The organism is Nitrospirota bacterium, from assembly GCA_004296885.1.
Lineage (GTDB): Bacteria > Nitrospirota > Nitrospiria > Nitrospirales > Nitrospiraceae > SYGV01.
The window spans coordinates 17915-32809 of the sequence record SCVN01000018.1 but is presented as its reverse complement, the minus strand read 5'-3'; the positions used below and the strand labels follow the sequence as shown (position 1 = coordinate 32809).

14 protein-coding genes are annotated in these 14895 nt (G+C 65.0%); 6 read left to right on the top strand and 8 right to left on the bottom strand.

From position 1 onward, the window contains the following. The first annotated feature begins 21 nt into the window (after positions 1 to 21). From EPO61_11080 to EPO61_11055, 6 genes are all read left to right on the top strand, one after another. Positions 22 to 534 carry an ATPase gene (locus tag EPO61_11080; protein ID TAJ07984.1) on the top strand — a complete coding sequence of 171 codons (513 nt, stop codon included), beginning with the start codon at positions 22 to 24 and terminating at the stop codon, positions 532 to 534. Continuing rightward, a complete protein-coding gene (locus EPO61_11075) occupies positions 461 to 1045 on the top strand; it encodes a CBS domain-containing protein (protein TAJ07983.1) in 585 nt (194 codons plus the stop codon). The genes EPO61_11080 and EPO61_11075 overlap by 74 nt, the downstream gene beginning before the upstream one ends. Positions 1046 to 1102: 57 nt before the next feature. Next, complete coding sequence (locus EPO61_11070) at positions 1103 to 2827, top strand: HAD-IIB family hydrolase (protein TAJ07982.1); 1725 nt, start codon at positions 1103 to 1105, stop codon at positions 2825 to 2827. Between the two features lie 41 nt (positions 2828 to 2868). After that, positions 2869 to 3234: a cytochrome c gene (locus tag EPO61_11065; protein TAJ07981.1), complete on the top strand. Its 366-nt coding sequence runs from the start codon at positions 2869 to 2871 to the stop codon at positions 3232 to 3234. 220 nt (positions 3235 to 3454) lie between these two features. Then, positions 3455 to 4432, top strand: coding sequence for a CBS domain-containing protein (locus EPO61_11060; protein ID TAJ07980.1), 978 nt, complete (start codon positions 3455 to 3457; stop codon positions 4430 to 4432). A gap of 144 nt (positions 4433 to 4576) precedes the next feature. Continuing rightward, positions 4577 to 7354, top strand: coding sequence for a GNAT family N-acetyltransferase (locus EPO61_11055; GenBank protein TAJ07979.1), 2778 nt, complete (start codon positions 4577 to 4579; stop codon positions 7352 to 7354). Here the strand turns inward: EPO61_11055 and EPO61_11050 are convergent. From EPO61_11050 to EPO61_11015, 8 genes are all read right to left on the bottom strand, one after another. Then, positions 7351 to 7821 (bottom strand): hypothetical protein, encoded by a 471-nt coding sequence (locus tag EPO61_11050; GenBank protein TAJ07978.1) that lies wholly within the window; start codon positions 7819 to 7821, stop codon positions 7351 to 7353. The two genes, EPO61_11055 and EPO61_11050, sit on opposite strands and share 4 nt — an antisense overlap. Next, on the bottom strand, positions 7818 to 8369 hold the full coding sequence (locus EPO61_11045; GenBank protein TAJ07977.1) for a c-type cytochrome: 552 nt from the start codon (positions 8367 to 8369) through the stop codon (positions 7818 to 7820). Before EPO61_11045 ends, EPO61_11050 begins: the two co-directional genes overlap by 4 nt. Next, positions 8366 to 9298, bottom strand: a complete 933-nt coding sequence (locus EPO61_11040) for a pyruvate synthase (GenBank protein ID TAJ07976.1) — start codon at positions 9296 to 9298, stop codon at positions 8366 to 8368. Before EPO61_11040 ends, EPO61_11045 begins: the two co-directional genes overlap by 4 nt. 25 nt (positions 9299 to 9323) lie before the next feature. Further along, entirely contained in the window at positions 9324 to 10559 is a 1236-nt protein-coding gene (locus tag EPO61_11035; GenBank protein TAJ07975.1) for a pyruvate synthase, read from the bottom strand. Continuing rightward, positions 10544 to 11461 (bottom strand): 4Fe-4S dicluster domain-containing protein, encoded by a 918-nt coding sequence (locus EPO61_11030; GenBank protein ID TAJ07974.1) that lies wholly within the window; start codon positions 11459 to 11461, stop codon positions 10544 to 10546. Before EPO61_11030 ends, EPO61_11035 begins: the two co-directional genes overlap by 16 nt. 242 nt (positions 11462 to 11703) lie before the next feature. Further along, positions 11704 to 12894, bottom strand: coding sequence for an NrdH-redoxin (locus EPO61_11025; protein TAJ07973.1), 1191 nt, complete (start codon positions 12892 to 12894; stop codon positions 11704 to 11706). Between the two features lie 143 nt (positions 12895 to 13037). Continuing rightward, positions 13038 to 13397, bottom strand: a complete 360-nt coding sequence (locus EPO61_11020) for a sulfur reduction protein DsrE (protein ID TAJ07972.1) — start codon at positions 13395 to 13397, stop codon at positions 13038 to 13040. A gap of 69 nt (positions 13398 to 13466) precedes the next feature. After that, a complete protein-coding gene (locus tag EPO61_11015) occupies positions 13467 to 14879 on the bottom strand; it encodes a c-type cytochrome (protein ID TAJ07971.1) in 1413 nt (470 codons plus the stop codon). Positions 14880 to 14895: the final 16 nt, after the last annotated feature.

The window sequence follows — 14895 nt, the reverse complement described above, 5'->3', positions numbered from 1 at the left end:
CCTTTCAGGAGGAGCCTTTGTATGGCAGTACGAGCGGGTAAGTCCAACGGCAATCCGGTAGTCCGGGTGGCGCGCAGGGATCGGACGATTCAAGAGGCCCGGCATGACGTGTACCAAGCCCGCGGTAAGTTCCGGGAACCGACCGCCTGTCCGCGATGCGGGGCGGTGTTTCACAAGGGACATTGGATCTGGGGGATCAGGCCGGCCAAAGCCCATGCGGCGATCTGTCCGGCCTGTGAGCGCATCAGCGACCAGAACCCATCCGGGATTCTGACCCTGCAGGGGCCGTTCCTCACCGCGCATCGGGACGAGATCCTGGGACTCATCCATAATGAAGAGGCGAAGGCCAAGGCGGAACATCCCCTCTCGCGGGTCATGAAGGTCGATCAGAAAAACAGCAGCGTGGAAGTGACCACCACCGACATGCACTTGGCGCAAGGCATCGGCGAGGCGTTGCGCCATGCCTATCACGGGACGCTCACCTTACGGTATTCCCGCAATCAACAGCTCATCCGCGTCCGGTGGGAGCGCTGAACAGGGATGTGCGGCTGAGCCAGACCGCGAAAGGAGTTGTGACATGAAAGTCCGTGACGTGATGGCGACCGTCGTCCATTCCTGCCACCCGCACACCAACCTGGCCGAGGCCGCCGAGTCCATGTGGAACTTCGACTGCGGCTCGCTGCCGGTCGTGGACCATGACGGTAAGGTAATCGGCATGATCACGGATCGGGACATCTGCATGGCCGTCGCCACGAAGGGACGGACCGCCTCCTACATCACCGTGTGGGAGACGATGACGGGCAAGGCCTATACCTGCGCCGAGGATGACGATGCCAGGGCGGCACTCAGGACCATGGCGACCGAGAAAGTGCGGCGCCTGCCGGTGGTGGATCAAGGGAGCATGCTCCGGGGAGTTCTCTCCATCAACGACCTCGTGTTGCAGGCCGGAGAGGCCAAGTGGAAAGGGGCACAAGCTCTCTCCTGCGAGGAGGTCTTGGATACCCTGAAAAAGATTTGCGGTCACCGGGTTCTGGTGGGAATCTGATCCGAGCCGAACGGATCGACGGTCTAACCGACCGGCGCGCTGCATCGAAAGGCAGGCATGGATCGCCGCGTGATGGCCTTCGATTTCGACGGGACGCTCGCGGTGGAGGGGAAGGTCCCGGTCGAGCTGGCGTCGGCGCTGGAGCGGTGCCGCGATTCGGGGCATGCCCTCTTTCTTGTCACGGGTCGGCGATTCGATTCGGTGTCGCTGGGGCCGCTGGCCGAGCTGTTCACCGGCATCGTCTGGGAGAACGGCGCGGTGCTGGCGCACCGGGCGAGCGGCGAGTTGTACCTGCCCTTCGGCCAACTCCATCCGCGCCTCCTGAAGGCGTTGACCGACGCCGGTATTCCGTTCGAGCGGGGTCTGGCGATTGCCGCCACATGGTGCCCGCACGAACAGGCTGTCTGGCAGGTGCTCGGCGCCCACGGGGGCGAAGCCTCGGTCGAATACAATAAGGGGGCCCTGATGGTTGTGCCGCCGGGAACGTCCAAGGGGACGGGTCTGGAGCGGCTGCTGGCTTTGTGCGGTTTCTCGGCCAGGAATCTGGCCGCCTTCGGAGACGCGGAGAACGACCTGTCCATGTTGACCCTGGCCGAAGTCGCCGTGGCCGTACAAGACGCGGTCCCGGCCGTGTGCGAGATGGCCGATGTGGTGGCGGGCAAGCCCGGGCCGGCCGGAGTGCTGGAGGTGCTGGAGCGCTATCCCTTGGCCGGGCGCTATCTCGATATGCCGCTCCGGAGAGACCGGCCTATTCTTCTGGGGCAGGACGATGAAGGGCGCGACGTGACGCTCCCTGCCTCGCGCCTGGCCGGGCGGAACTTGGGGGTGTTCGGCGACTCGGGGACCGGCAAATCCTGGATGGTAGGCCTGCTGGCCGAAGGGCTGCACCATGAAGGCTATCAGGTGCTCCTGATCGACCCGGAGGGGGACTTTCGGGGGTTGCAGGTCCTGCCCCGGTTTCTGGCGCTAGAGGGCGATGCGGCCTCCTTGCCGGCTCCGCCCGCGGTCGTGTCGCTGCTGGACGCGGCCGGCGTCTCGGTGGTGCTGGATCTGAGCCGGTATCCGGTTCCGCAGCGCAATGCCTATATCGCCGAACTGGTCCGGGTGCTGCGCCCCTTACGGGAGCGCAAGTATCGACCCCATTGGATCGTGTTGGAAGAGGCGCAGCAATCGCTGTTGTCGGCCGATGGGGATGTGGCGGCGGGCATCCTGCCCCTCTTGGAGGGAGGAGGCTGGGCCTTTGTCTCCTACAGACCTGATCGGTTGGATCAGGCCGTGCTCCGGGAGATGCACCACTGTCTGTTGACGCGCATGACCGAACCGGAGTCGGTGCAAGCCGTGCAGCGCCATTGCAAAACCTGCGGCACGGGTAGCGTGAACATGGCGGCGCTGGCGCCAGGCTCGGCGCTGCTTTGCGGCGGGCCGGTGGTGCGGTTGCGTCCGGCGATCCGGCGGGTGCCCCACACGCGCCACCACTACAAGTATCTGGACGTGCCGCTGCCGCCGGAGAAACGCTTTCGATTCCGCGACGCGCGGACGGATCTCGGCAAGGAGGCGGCCAGCCTCTATGAGTTGTTGCACCTCTTGCCGTCGCTTCCCATCGCGAGCTTGGAATATCACGATCAGCGCCAGGATCTGGTGCGGTGGGTGGAGGGCGCGTTGGGGGACGCCGAGCTGGCCGCGCGGCTGCGGAAGCTCTCCAACCGGCAATTGCAGGGGGAAGAACTTCGGGAAGCGTTCAGGCAAACCGTCGCCGCTCATTATGCGGAACTGACCGCCTAAGAGACGCGGGCACGGTCTATGTCCATCATAAGGAGAGACTCATGAAGACGACACACACGCTGGTTCTCGGTTTCGTCGCGATCCTCCTCGGCCATTCCTGGGTGGCCGCCCAGGATTTTCGGGGCAATACAAAGAGCGGCCAGGCTGTCTATGAACAGCATTGCCTCCGCTGCCACGGGCTGGCGCTGGACGGCAAGGGGCCCGATGCGCCTTATTTGATCGTGGCGCCGACCAACCTGCAGGCGCTGAAATCCCGGTCCAAGTCGGACTGGGAACTGCTCGTTGCCGTGACCCATGGGGTGCTGTTTTCGCCCATGCATGGCTGGCGTGGTCGGTTGACGGACGAGCAGATCAAAGATGTGGTCTCCTATATTCGCCTGATGGCGCCCTTCGATGCCGTGAGCTGAACGTCTCGCCGTCGTGCTCCGGCCGCCCATCTACCCCTCACCCCTTACGTTGCACCAACTAGAGCGTTGGCTGTACTCCGGTCAAGGAGCCGTGTACAATGGCGCGCACGGCTGGCGACGACTTCGGGAACGTACACGGGCAGGAACAGACGCCAGTCGGTGGGAGGGCTGTCTTGGAACGCCTCGGTCTTGTGCCGATCGTCCAACCAAAACCGGTCCTATGGTGACGAGCAAGGAAGAAGCCGGCCTCGCTCCAGATCCTGGACTGGCGGCCACCGTCTATACGGTTCCGCCCGAGGCGCCGGTCTTGGAGGTGGCTCAGTTAATGGTTGCACGTGATGTCGGCGCCGTCCTCGTGGTGGAAGACGGACGGCCGATCGGCATCGTTACGGATCGGGACATCGTGGTGCGGGTCACGGCGGTCGGTGTGGGGGCAAAGACTGTGCCGGTGCGGAAAGTCATGTCCCCCCGCCCAGTGGTCATGCGCGCCGACGAAGAAGTGAGCGCGGCCATCGCCTTGATGGGGCGCCACGGGATCAGGCGCCTCCCTATTGTGGGCGCGGATGGGCGGCTGGTGTCCATCCTGACGCTGGACGACATTTTGCTGTTGGGCTTGGAGGGCTGTAAAGAACTGAGCAACATTCTCAAGCGGCAACTCAGGCCGCCAGCCTTGCCTCCTCGACCGGACATCCCGGCGCCGCCTCCTGTGGCGACCGTCGAGCCGTCCTCGTCCCAACCGCCGTCGGTTCTCCAGGCCCCTTTGCCCGAGGTGTGCGGCGCGTCTCCTGTCGCTGCGGCGCCTCGTCCCCAACCGCAGGCGCAACCAGCGAAGGTGGTGCCGCCGAGCCCTCAACCTGAAGCTCTGTGTCCTGCGAAAGAGCCGAGCCTTCCACCCAAACCGGCGCCGGGCGCCGCCGAACCGGTGAGCCGTTCGGGTGGGGCCCAGGGCGAGGCCATAACGCTCAGTTCTTTCCCCAAGCCAGGCAGGGATAGTTTCGGCGGAGTCCGCTTCTCGCAACCGGTGGCCACCGTGGCCCGGACGACGATCATCAGACCGCTGGCGCAACCTCATAAAACCAAGCTGGATTATGCCCGCTCCTGGTTCTTCTGGAGCCGGGATTGGCTGCGGCTGATGCCCTTGCTGATACTTTTGGGGCTGTTGCTCTACTACATCATGCTTGCGGTGTCTAAGTTTTAGTAAGGTCTCTGCCTATGAACCGAAGGATGAAGAGCGCCGCCAGTACCTGGAATGATTGGAAAAAGAGCGGTCGCAAGCATCCTCACCGCGTGGATCCGTTTCGCAACGGCGGTACGACATAGCTCTGTGCGGAGAATGTGACGGATGGCTCCTTCTCATGTGCGTCCGCTCTTTCTTCCCCCTTCCTTGCAGGACTTTGGCTGGAGACCGGCCGGTGCTGGATACCTGATCCTTCGGGACGGCACGACGGCTCTCATTCGACCGGCCGGGCCCGACGATCAACCCAGTCTGCAAGCTTTCGTCGATCGTCTCTCGTCTGAAGCCAAGCGTCATCGGTTTTTTTCTGAAACTGTCCCCTCGCCTTCCCTGATCGCCGCCCTTTGCGACACCTCCGATCCCCATGCGTTGATGACGCTGCTGGTCACGCGCACAGTCGAGGGCGCCCCATGTATCATCGCTGCCGGGTCCTATATGGCCAAAGACGACCGGACTGCGGAGGTCGCGATGGCGGTGGATGGCGCCTTGCATGGCAAGGGGTTGGGCACGCTGCTGCTGGAGCAGCTGGCGCTGCTGGCCGTTCGGCAGGGGTACGTCCGGCTCTGGGCCGTGACGCATGCGGACAACCTGGCCATGCGCGAGGTGTTTCGGGAGTCCGGCTTTACGACGCACGAGGCACTGGAGGGCGGTGACATGGAGGTGGAGTTGTCGTTGCTGTCTACGGCGGCCGGAGTGGAACGGTCGGAGCTGCGGGAGCGTCTCGCGACGACTGCGTCCCTGCGTCCCTTTTTCCATCCCCGCTCCGTGGCAGTGGTCGGCGCCTCGCGGGACCCGGCTTCCATCGGCGGGCGGCTGCTGGCGGCGCTGCGCGCCGCTTCGTTTGCCGGGGCCCTGTATCCCGTCAACCCTCAGACGCAGACCATCGCCGGCTTCCAGGCCTATCCCTCCGTGCGGGCGATTCCCGACCCGGTCGATCTGGCGGTGATCGCCGTGCCGCCGCCGGCCCTGCCGGTCGTCGTGGAGGACTGTGCGGCACGAGGCGTCCGGGCCCTCGTCGTGATCACGGCCGGCTTTGCCGAAGTGGGAGCCGAAGGCCGGGCGCGGCAAGACCGGCTGCTCGGCGCCGTGCGGGGCTCCGGCATGCGGATGGTCGGACCCAATTGCCTGGGCCTGATCAATACCGATCCGTCGGTCCGTCTCAACGCCTCGTTCTCCCCGATCTTCCCGCCGGCCGGGGGCGTGGCCATGGCCTCGCAAAGCGGTGCGCTGGGACTGGCCGTCCTGGCGGCGGCGAAGCGGCTGCGCCTCGGCCTCTCCACCTTCGTGAGCGTCGGCAACAAGGCCGATGTCTCCAGCAACGACCTCCTGCAATATTGGGAAGAAGACCCGCGCACCGACGTGATCCTCCTCTACCAGGAGTCCTTCGGCAACCCTCGCCGCTTCGCGCGCATCGCGCGGCGCGTGGCGAGGCGCAAGCCCATCGTGGCGGTCAAGGGGGGCCGGACCAGCGCCGGTCGCCGTGCCGCCGGGTCCCATACGGCCGCGTTGGCCGCTAGCGATGTGGCCGTGGATGCCCTGTTCCACCAGGCCGGCGTGATTCGCGCCGACACGTTGGAAGAACTGTTTGCGTTGGCCGTGGCCTTGGGTGCGCAGCCGCTCCCGAAGGGCCGGCGGGTGGCGATCGTGACCAACGCGGGCGGCCCGGCCATCCTCTGCGCCGATCGGTGCGAAGCGGGCGGTCTCCTGGTATCCGCGTTTTCCGAGCGGACGCAGGCGCAATTGGCTTCGTTCCTCCCTCCGACGGCGGGACTCGCGAATCCCGTGGATTTGATCGCCTCGGCTCGCGCGGAAGATTTTCGGCAGGCGCTGACGGTCATCGCCGGGTCCGGCGAAGTGGATGCGCTGATCGTCTTGTACGTCTCGGCGGGGGCGCTCGATCCACGGAGCCTGGCGCAGGCGATCCGGGACGGAGTCGCATCGGGAACGGACCAGGCCCCGCTCCTCCCGGTGCTGGTCTGCTGGATGGGGGAGGAGGAACAGACGTCCGGCCCGGACGAACTGGCCCGCCTCAGCATCCCCGTCTACGAGTTTCCCGAGACGCCGGCGCTGGTGCTGAGCAAAACGGCGGCCTATGCGGACTGGCGGGCCCAGCCGCTCGGCATGATCCCCGATTTCGACGATCTGGATCTGGAGCCGGTGCGGCGGTTGTGCCGCCGCGCCATTGAGGAGCGGGGCATCGGATGGCTATCGGCCGAAGAAACGAAGGTCGTGCTGACGTCCATCCGGCTGCCGGTGGCGCCGGGCGGGCTGGCGCGGACGATGGACGAAGCGGCGTCGATGGCCCGGCACGTGGGATTTCCTGTGGCAATGAAGCTGGCCTCACGCACGTTGGTCCACAAAACGGAAGTCGGCGGGGTCATACTGAACCTGCAGGACATGGATGCGGTGCGCCGGGCCTTTGCGCGGATCCGCGACCGGCTGGCCCTGGACAACCGGCTTGATGCCATGGACGGGGTGATCGTGCAGCCGATGGTATCGGGGGGCGTCGAGCTGATGGTGGGGGTGACGCATGACCCGCTGTTCGGACCGTTGATCGCGTTCGGGCTCGGCGGCATCCACGTCGAAATCCTCCGCGATGTCTGTTTTCGCATCACGCCCCTGACCGACCGGGACGCGCGCGAGATGGTCCGGAGCATCCGCGGCTTCCCGCTCCTCGAAGGCTACCGTGGCCATCCCCCGGCCGATCTCGAGGCGATCGAAGAGGTGTTGCTGCGGGTGTCGCGGTTGGTCGAGGAGATTCCCGAGATCACGGAGGTGGACCTGAACCCTCTCTTCGCGTTGCCGCCGGGCGAAGGGTGCCGGATCGTGGATGCCAGGATCAGGGTGGAGCCGGTTCTGAACGCCTCTCCTGCTGGATCCGTCTAACTTCTCTCGTTGACTTTGAATGAGAGATGGCAGGCGACGCAGGCTTTCAACACCCCGTCGAGCTTCGGAAGAATCTGTTTCAGATCGCGCGAGGGCATCGTCCTGGCCAGGGCTTCAGCCGCTTCGTGATGGGCCATGGCGAGGTCGTGGTAGGCCGGTGGGAAGGATTCAGGATGTTGTCCGGCCATCGCCTGCCGGTGCATGAAAAATCCGAGATGGGCCTCGGTGAGCCCTTGGGCCCGCACGAAGTCCTCCTCGGCCAGCGCCGCCACGATCGCCTGCACTGTCTCCAGATGTTGGAGCATCACGGCGCGATGCTCGCGACTGTCCTGCGCCGTCAGCCCGAGCGCCGTTCTGGCATCGGGGGTCGTAACCGGGGGGTGCTCCTGGACGACCGGTGCGCAGCCGGCCAGGGCTCCGCACAATCCGACCACGACCACGACCTCGTACAACAATGAGCGGTTCATCGGTCGCCCGTCTCCCCTCCGCAACAGCCTGCCCCTCTGGGCCCCATGCGGTCCTTGCCGCGGCCTGGGCCCATGCCTTTGCCAGGCCCATGACCTCCGGCGAAGGTACGCAGGTAACGGATCAGGCTCCAGATCTCGTCATCGGACAGGACGTTGCCGAAGCCGATCATACTGGTGCCGGCCGATCCGTGCTTGATCACCCAGAAGAGTTCGCCCTCCGTGCGATGGCGCCAGAATCCATGGTGATGAAAGTTCCGCGGGGAAGGATCGAGTCCCATCGCTGCCGGTCCATCGCCCTGCCCGCTCTTGCCGTGACAGTTGAAACAGGCGCCCTTGCCTTCGTAGAGAGCTTTGCCCCTCTCGATGGTCTCGGATGCATCGGGAAGCGGGTTGGCCATGGCTCTGGCCGGTTCGAGTTGGTCTGCTGGCACCAACGGTTGCATCATGTGCCGCTCGGTGGCCGAGGCGCCTGACGCGCTCGCACTCACGGAGCCCAGCGCCAGCAATACCACGACCACCGATAGTCCGGGACGCCGCGGGACGCTCATACGGTCACCCGTTGCCAATAGGCGTCCACGCGCTCCTGGATGTGGCGGATCGCCTCCTCCTGCTTCGTCGGTTCGAACAGATGCCGGAACCGGCCCTGTAACTTGAGGTACTCTTCCACCGGCTTACGCTTGGGAAGGTAGGTGTGGGTGACTGCCCCGTTGATCGCTTCCTTCAACGGCCATAGACCGGTTTCCACCGCCAGCTTGGCGACCTCCGGCGTCTCGCCCGGATCGTAGAGCCAGCCGGTCGGGCAGGCGGAGAGGGCGAGAAAGAGTTTGGGCCCTGTGAATGTCGCGGCGCGCGCAAACTTCTCGGCCAGATCCAGCGGATAGCGCGGGGCGACCGTGGCGATATAGGGCGGCTTGTGTGCGCGCCAGATCTCGAAGATGTCCTTCTTCTCCTGGATCGTGCCGGCGGGATGCTGCAGGCTGCAGGGCGAGGTCGTCGTCCGCGCGCCGTACGGCGTCGCGGCCGAGAGCTGCACCCCGGTGTTGCCGTAGGCCTCGTTGTCGTAGCAGAAATAATAGAAATCGAGGCCACGATAAATGGCCCCGGAAGTGGAGGACAGGGCCATGTCGTAGGTCGATCCGTCTCCGCCGAGCACCACGACTTTGAGATCGTCGCGCTGGGGCAGCCGCCCTTTGGCGATCAACACATCCAATGCGTCGCGCACCCCCTGTGCGCCGGCCGGCGCCGAGCCCATCGTGGTATAGAGCCACGATCCCTTGAACGGCGTGAAAGGATAGGCCGCCAGCATCGTGAAACAGCCGGCGGCATTCACATACACGACATCGTCGCCGAGTACCTTCGCGGCCAGCCGCAGCGCTTCCAATCCTCCGCAGCCGGCGCAGAGGGACGTGCCGGGCAGCACATGCTCCTCGCGGGGAATCTGTTTGATCTTTTTAAACGTCTCGCGTTGCCAGGGCATGACAGAAGCTCTCAGTGATGAGCCATCAACGATCAGCTCTTGATGCAGAGGCCAGAACCTGCAACTGTGCCATCTCGCGATGTTCGGCTTCGGTATAGAGCAGCACCGGGCCTTCTCCTCGACCGGCCTTGCCTGCCTGCTCCATCCGGGCGACGATCGCGTCAAACTCCCCCTCGTGAATATTCTTGCCGCCCAGCCCGCCGATAAACGAACAGATCGCCTTCGGCCGTTCCGGATCGTGATACAGCGTCGCGGCGATTTCCTGCACGAGAATGCCCCCCAGGCCCGGCGCGAGGTTCTGATCCAGCACACCCACCGCCCGCCGGCCGCGCAATGCAGCCACGATGGCCTCCGCTGGCCAGGGGCGGATGACCCGCAGGCGCAGGAGCCCGACCCGCCGGCCCTTGGCCCGCGCCGCGTCCACCGCCGCCCTCCCCTTGGTCGCGAAGGCGTTGCTCATGACCAGGACGTCTTCCGCATCGTCCAGTCGATAGCCTTCCACCACATCGTACCGCCGCCCGAACAGCCGCTCGAAATCGGCGGCAGCTTCCCGGTGGACCTGCAAGGCATTCATGGCGGCCAGGTGCATCTGGTGGCGGAAATAGGTATAGGGTGTCCCGCCCAGGACCGCCACACCCAAGGCATGAGGCGCGGACGCTTTGAAGCCGAGATGGGCGGGACGGAACGGCGGGAGGAACGCCGCCACTTTCTCGGGATCGGGTACGATCACCGGCTCGCGCGTGAACGAGAGATAGAACCCGTCCAGATTGACGAGCACCGGCAGCATCACCCGCTCATCCTCCGCGATGCGATAGGCCATCAGGATGGAATCCAGCACTTCCTGGCAGGTCTCGGCGTGGATCTGGAGAAAGCCGGCATCCCGCGCGGCCAGCACATCGTTGTGATCCGGCTCCAGCGTGATCGGCGCGGCCAGCGCGCGCGAGACGTTGACCAGCACGAGCGGCACGCGCCAGCCGGCGACCGAATAGAGCACTTCGAAGGCATGCAACAGCCCCTGGCTGGAGGTCGCGGTGAAGACCCGCGCTCCCGTCGCGGCGCCGGCCCCGGCCGCCGTCATCATGGAATGTTCGGAATCCATCATCACGAACCGCGCCGGCATCGCCCCGCAGTCGCACCACTCGGCCAGCGCCTCCACGATTTCCGTCTGGGGCGTGATGGGAAAGGCCGGGATGTAATCCACCCCCGCCAGTCTCGCTCCCCAGGCCGCCGCCAGGTTGCCGGTCATCATTTCGCCCGCCATGTCCCCGCTCCTTCCTGTTCCCGCTCGGCCACGAGCGCCTTGGTCGGGCATTCCTGGACACAGATCTGACACCCCTTGCAATGGTCGTAATCGATGAGGGGCAAGTCGTCCTTCGTCATGGAGATGACGCCATCGGGGCAATAGACGAAACAGAGCCAGCAGCCGTTGCACTTGTCGGGCACCAGCACCGGCCGGAAGGTCCGCCACCCGCCGGTTTCGTGCAGCGGCGAATTCGCACTCGCGCTGATCCGAGCGGAGCCGACCGTCGGCGGTTCGTACACAGGCGTCCAGAGGGGGACTGGGGCCGGCATCGCTCCGGCCGTTTCCTCCACTGGCACCAGCGGCACCGATTCGTAGCAGGAGGCGGCCAGCGCGAGGTTGCGCTCGATCACTGCCTCGGGCAGCCCCAGATCGGCCAGCTCCCCGGCGACCGCCGCCCGCAGGCTCTCGGCCTTCAGTCCGAGCAACCGGCAGGCGACGGCGCCGAGCGGCGCACTCAGCGCAACCGGTTTGCCGAACTGCCGGAGGGTCATATCGGTCAGATCCAACGCGGTCACGCGACCGGGAATGCGGAACCGATCCCGCGCCTGCTCCGATCCCAGCGCGGTATTCACGAACACGGCGGTCCGTTCGGACAGGCCGTCCAACACGCGCGCGGAGGAGTCGTCGATCAACGACTCGTCCGCGATGATGATCAGATCGGGCTGCAAGATCAGGCCGCGCTCCCGAATCGGCTCGCGACCGATGCGGGTAGAGGCCGACACAGGCGCACCCCGACGTTCGGCGCCATAGAGCGGTGAGTCCTGCGCCGTGAGTCCTTCCAAGAAGGCGGCGGTGCCGACGATCCGACTGGCGGTCTTGGCCCCCTGTCCCCCTCGGCCATGAAAGCGGATGCTTCTCATCGTGTCCTTTTCTACATAAATTAGGTGAGCAAACACGATGCCACAAGAGCCATCGACCGATCGCCTAATTTAGCTTGTGTCTCAATGGGTTAATTCTGAGTCTCGGAAAGGGCCAGGAGCAGGGAGGAGGCCTGCTACAGATGGCGGAGGAGGTTGTGGCGGAAAGCGACAGGGCAGGGAAGCAAAGCAAAGAAGAGGAGGGCTCGTGTCTGCGATATCACGGCGTTGCGCCGGGGCAGTCCTCAGGCCAACCGATGCGGGGCGACGACCAGCACCGCCCCCAACCCCAGCATCACGAGGCCGCTCGCGAGCTTCAGCCACCGGCCGGCTTTTTCCTGCAGCTTGCTGCGGCTCAAGGTGAAGACGGCGATCGCGACCATGAGGCTGTCGTCCAGCACATAGGCCACGTTGTACAAGGCCAGATAGCCATAGTATTCCCACCAGGGTAACTGGCGCAGGGTGAGTACACGCGTGTAGATAGCCGGAAAGCCGGCGGTGCACAGGAGCTCGATGACGTTGACGAGACAGGCCAGCAGCGCCACCGCTGCCAGTGCCTCCGGAAGACGCTCCGCGGAGAGGACCTTCCGGATTCCCGCATAGAGCCCCGGCTTGGCGGCTTCGGGGATACCGAGCGTCATCCCGCGCCGGAATGCCCAAAAGTCCTTGACGTTGATCGCGCCGATCATGACGGCAATCCCGCCGAGGACGACTTCCGAGGCCCGCGACAACCCGACCAGGACAAACACGTTCAGCCAGGCCGCCATGAACGCAAAGTACACCAATCCGCTCACCGCGACGAAGGTCCCGGCGATGATGAACATCTTCCAGCGGTCCCGGAGATTGACGAGCAGGGACAGCAAAAACACCAAAACCCACATCGCACAGGGGTTGAACCCGTCCAGCAAGCCGAGCGCCAGCGTAAACGCCGGGAGTCCCATGTCCCTTGCGTTCAGGCGGCCGAACCAGGCGGTCTGGACCGAATCGGCCTCCAGTGTCGGTGTGACCGCAGGTGCCCCGCACGTCTCCGGACCTTTCGGCGCGCAGGCGCCAAGCGGGACCGGTTCCGTTCGAGGCCGAGGCCAATCCAAGAGGCCGATGATCTGCGCGCCGGTGCTGTCCGGACCTCCATAGCCGACGAGCAGTTCCCCGCGGAGATAAAAGGCCGGAACGCCCAAGGCGGTGACGCCCTTCTGCGCCGCCAGTTCCTCAAGCTGCCGCCCCGCGCTCCGGTCCTTCCCCACATCCTTGACGATCAGACGAAGTCCGGGGCGCTCGCGCTGGAGCCGGGCAAGGAATTGCGCCGCCGCGTCGCAGTAGGGACAGCCCTCCCGCGTGAACACGACGAGGTCGGCTTCCTGCGGCTCTGCGCCAAAGGCGTTGGCAACGGTATCTACGAGGGACAGCAGGAGGACCAGGGCTACCATGGTCCTCATCGCGGCGCCGGACCTCACGGCGAGGCGTCCGATCGGTCGCCGCCGCCGCCTTCATGCCTGCCGCCCACGCCCGGTCCCATCCTCGTCCCCATGCCCCCGCGCATGACCACCGTGCGCGCCATGGTCGCCTCTCTCTTAAACTCTTAAAATGTGACGTTCCGGTCCCGTTCGGCGACGGCCTTGATGTAATCCGGCATGCCCTTGATCGACGCGCCGGCCACGAGATCCGATTCCTTGATCTGTCGCGCCACGGCACAGGCGCCGCAGACCCAGAGGGGAATATTCGCCGCCTGCACGGCGGTGAGCAAGTCCTTCAGCGGGGTTAAATTGACCCCTGTGACATGGTCGGCTGTGCCCTTGCGTCCGAGCGTGACCGCTTCGTTCCACAGCCATAACACGACGTCGTGCCCCTGTTCCTTCGCCACTTTCGCCGCCATGAAGGGCAGCGTGGCCATTGTGGGGTCATCGGTCCCCCGGCTGCCGGAAATGATAAACGTCGCCATGATCGACTCCTTGAGGAAGCTGTCAGCTTTCAGCCATCAGCTCCTTGCTGACCGCTGAAGGCTGAGGGCTCATTTTGCGAGAGACCGAATGTAATGGATCAACTGCCAGACTTGGTCGTCCGGCAGGCCGGCGAAGGACATCATCCCCGTGCCGGGCGAGCCGTTCTTGATGATCCAGAACAACTGTCCGTCCGGAAGGTCCTTCATCATCTTGCCGCAGGTGAAGTTGCGCGGCGGCGGGATCAGGGCCGCGCCCATGAACCCCTGCCCGTTCCCCTCGTTGCCGTGGCACATCGCGCAGGCAACCGGCTGCGCGGTTTGGAGGAACAGAGTCTTGCCCGCGTTGATGGTGCCCACAGAGGCCGGCAGCGGGTTGGTTTTCCCCAGGAACTCTTCCGGTGCCTTCACCGTCTTCCGCGGTTGCGGACAGACGCCGGACGGGCTTCCGCCGCTTGGCGCAGCCTGAGCTACCTCAGCCCCGCCCTTGAAGGTCGCCTTCAGGTAGGCCATCACATCGGCCACGCCCTGCTGCCCGATGGTCAGTCCCCAGTAGGGCATGTTCGGCGACTTGCCCATCGCCGCGCCCCCGTGATTGATCACGTTGTACAAATAGTCGATCGGCACCTTGTCGAAGGGAATGTTCGCGTGGATCGCCGGTTTCGGCTCCAACCCTGACGCGGCGGGGCCGTCGCCTTTTCCGGTCGCCCCGTGACATTGCGCACAATATTCCTTGTAGATGACCTTACCACGGTCCACGCTGGCCGTCCCGAACTCCGGACTCGTCCAGGGCTCGTAGTACTTGAAGTCCTTCACGCCCTGCACCATTAAGAACCCGATCACCGCGCGCAGCTGCGGCTCGGTGGCGTCTGCCAGAAACTCCCCGCTGTGGGGCACGAAATCCTGCGGATTCTGCCCGAAGCGGAAGAGCCAATCCTGGTTGTAGCGCTGGCCGGCTGCGACGAGCGAGGCGCTTTGCGGGCCGCCGATGATCTTCCCGTTCTCTTCGATCACGTGACAGCCGAGGCAGGCGTGCGCCTTGTAGGCCATCCCGCCGAACGAGGCCTCAAACTTGGAGACCTTCGACAGGTCGAATGCGCCGACTTTCACCCGCTGGTCTTTATTGTGTTGGTCGAAGTAGTCCGCGATCGCTTCGGCCTCGGCCGGCGAGACCGTCATGTGCTTGACCGGCTTCTGGTCCTGGTCCCAGCGATAGCCCTTGGCATAGAGCGGCGCCTCCTTGCCGGTCAGCCATCGGATCAACCAGGGCCGTTGGTACTTGCTGCCGGCCCACATCAAACCCGGAGCTTTCAGATTGAAGCGGGATTCGGGTTGGCCCTCGAAACGGTGACACTGCGCGCAGGTGTTCTGCACCAGGTCCTTCGCCCGCTGTTGATCGCCGCCGAACAGCGGTTTCGGGAAGAATCCCAAGGCGACGCCCACGAACAGCACCAGGCTCAGGGCTACGGCTCTTCTGATCTTCATCTTTTCCCCTCCCACA

Bases quoted from the DNA above. Each gene is read 5' to 3' on its own strand.
- EPO61_11080 (TAJ07984.1), top strand. From the start codon at position 22: ATGGCAGTACGAGCGGGTAAGTCCAACGGCAATCCGGTAGTCCGGGTG.
- EPO61_11075 (TAJ07983.1), top strand. From the start codon at position 461: ATGCCTATCACGGGACGCTCACCTTACGGTATTCCCGCAATCAACAGC.
- EPO61_11070 (TAJ07982.1), top strand. From the start codon at position 1,103: ATGGATCGCCGCGTGATGGCCTTCGATTTCGACGGGACGCTCGCGGTG.
- EPO61_11065 (TAJ07981.1), top strand. From the start codon at position 2,869: ATGAAGACGACACACACGCTGGTTCTCGGTTTCGTCGCGATCCTCCTC.
- EPO61_11060 (TAJ07980.1), top strand. From the start codon at position 3,455: ATGGTGACGAGCAAGGAAGAAGCCGGCCTCGCTCCAGATCCTGGACTG.
- EPO61_11055 (TAJ07979.1), top strand. From the start codon at position 4,577: ATGGCTCCTTCTCATGTGCGTCCGCTCTTTCTTCCCCCTTCCTTGCAG.
- EPO61_11050 (TAJ07978.1), bottom strand. From the start codon at position 7,821: ATGAACCGCTCATTGTTGTACGAGGTCGTGGTCGTGGTCGGATTGTGC.
- EPO61_11045 (TAJ07977.1), bottom strand. From the start codon at position 8,369: ATGAGCGTCCCGCGGCGTCCCGGACTATCGGTGGTCGTGGTATTGCTG.
- EPO61_11040 (TAJ07976.1), bottom strand. From the start codon at position 9,298: ATGCCCTGGCAACGCGAGACGTTTAAAAAGATCAAACAGATTCCCCGC.
- EPO61_11035 (TAJ07975.1), bottom strand. From the start codon at position 10,559: ATGGCGGGCGAAATGATGACCGGCAACCTGGCGGCGGCCTGGGGAGCG.
- EPO61_11030 (TAJ07974.1), bottom strand. From the start codon at position 11,461: ATGAGAAGCATCCGCTTTCATGGCCGAGGGGGACAGGGGGCCAAGACC.
- EPO61_11025 (TAJ07973.1), bottom strand. From the start codon at position 12,894: ATGAGGACCATGGTAGCCCTGGTCCTCCTGCTGTCCCTCGTAGATACC.
- EPO61_11020 (TAJ07972.1), bottom strand. From the start codon at position 13,397: ATGGCGACGTTTATCATTTCCGGCAGCCGGGGGACCGATGACCCCACA.
- EPO61_11015 (TAJ07971.1), bottom strand. From the start codon at position 14,879: ATGAAGATCAGAAGAGCCGTAGCCCTGAGCCTGGTGCTGTTCGTGGGC.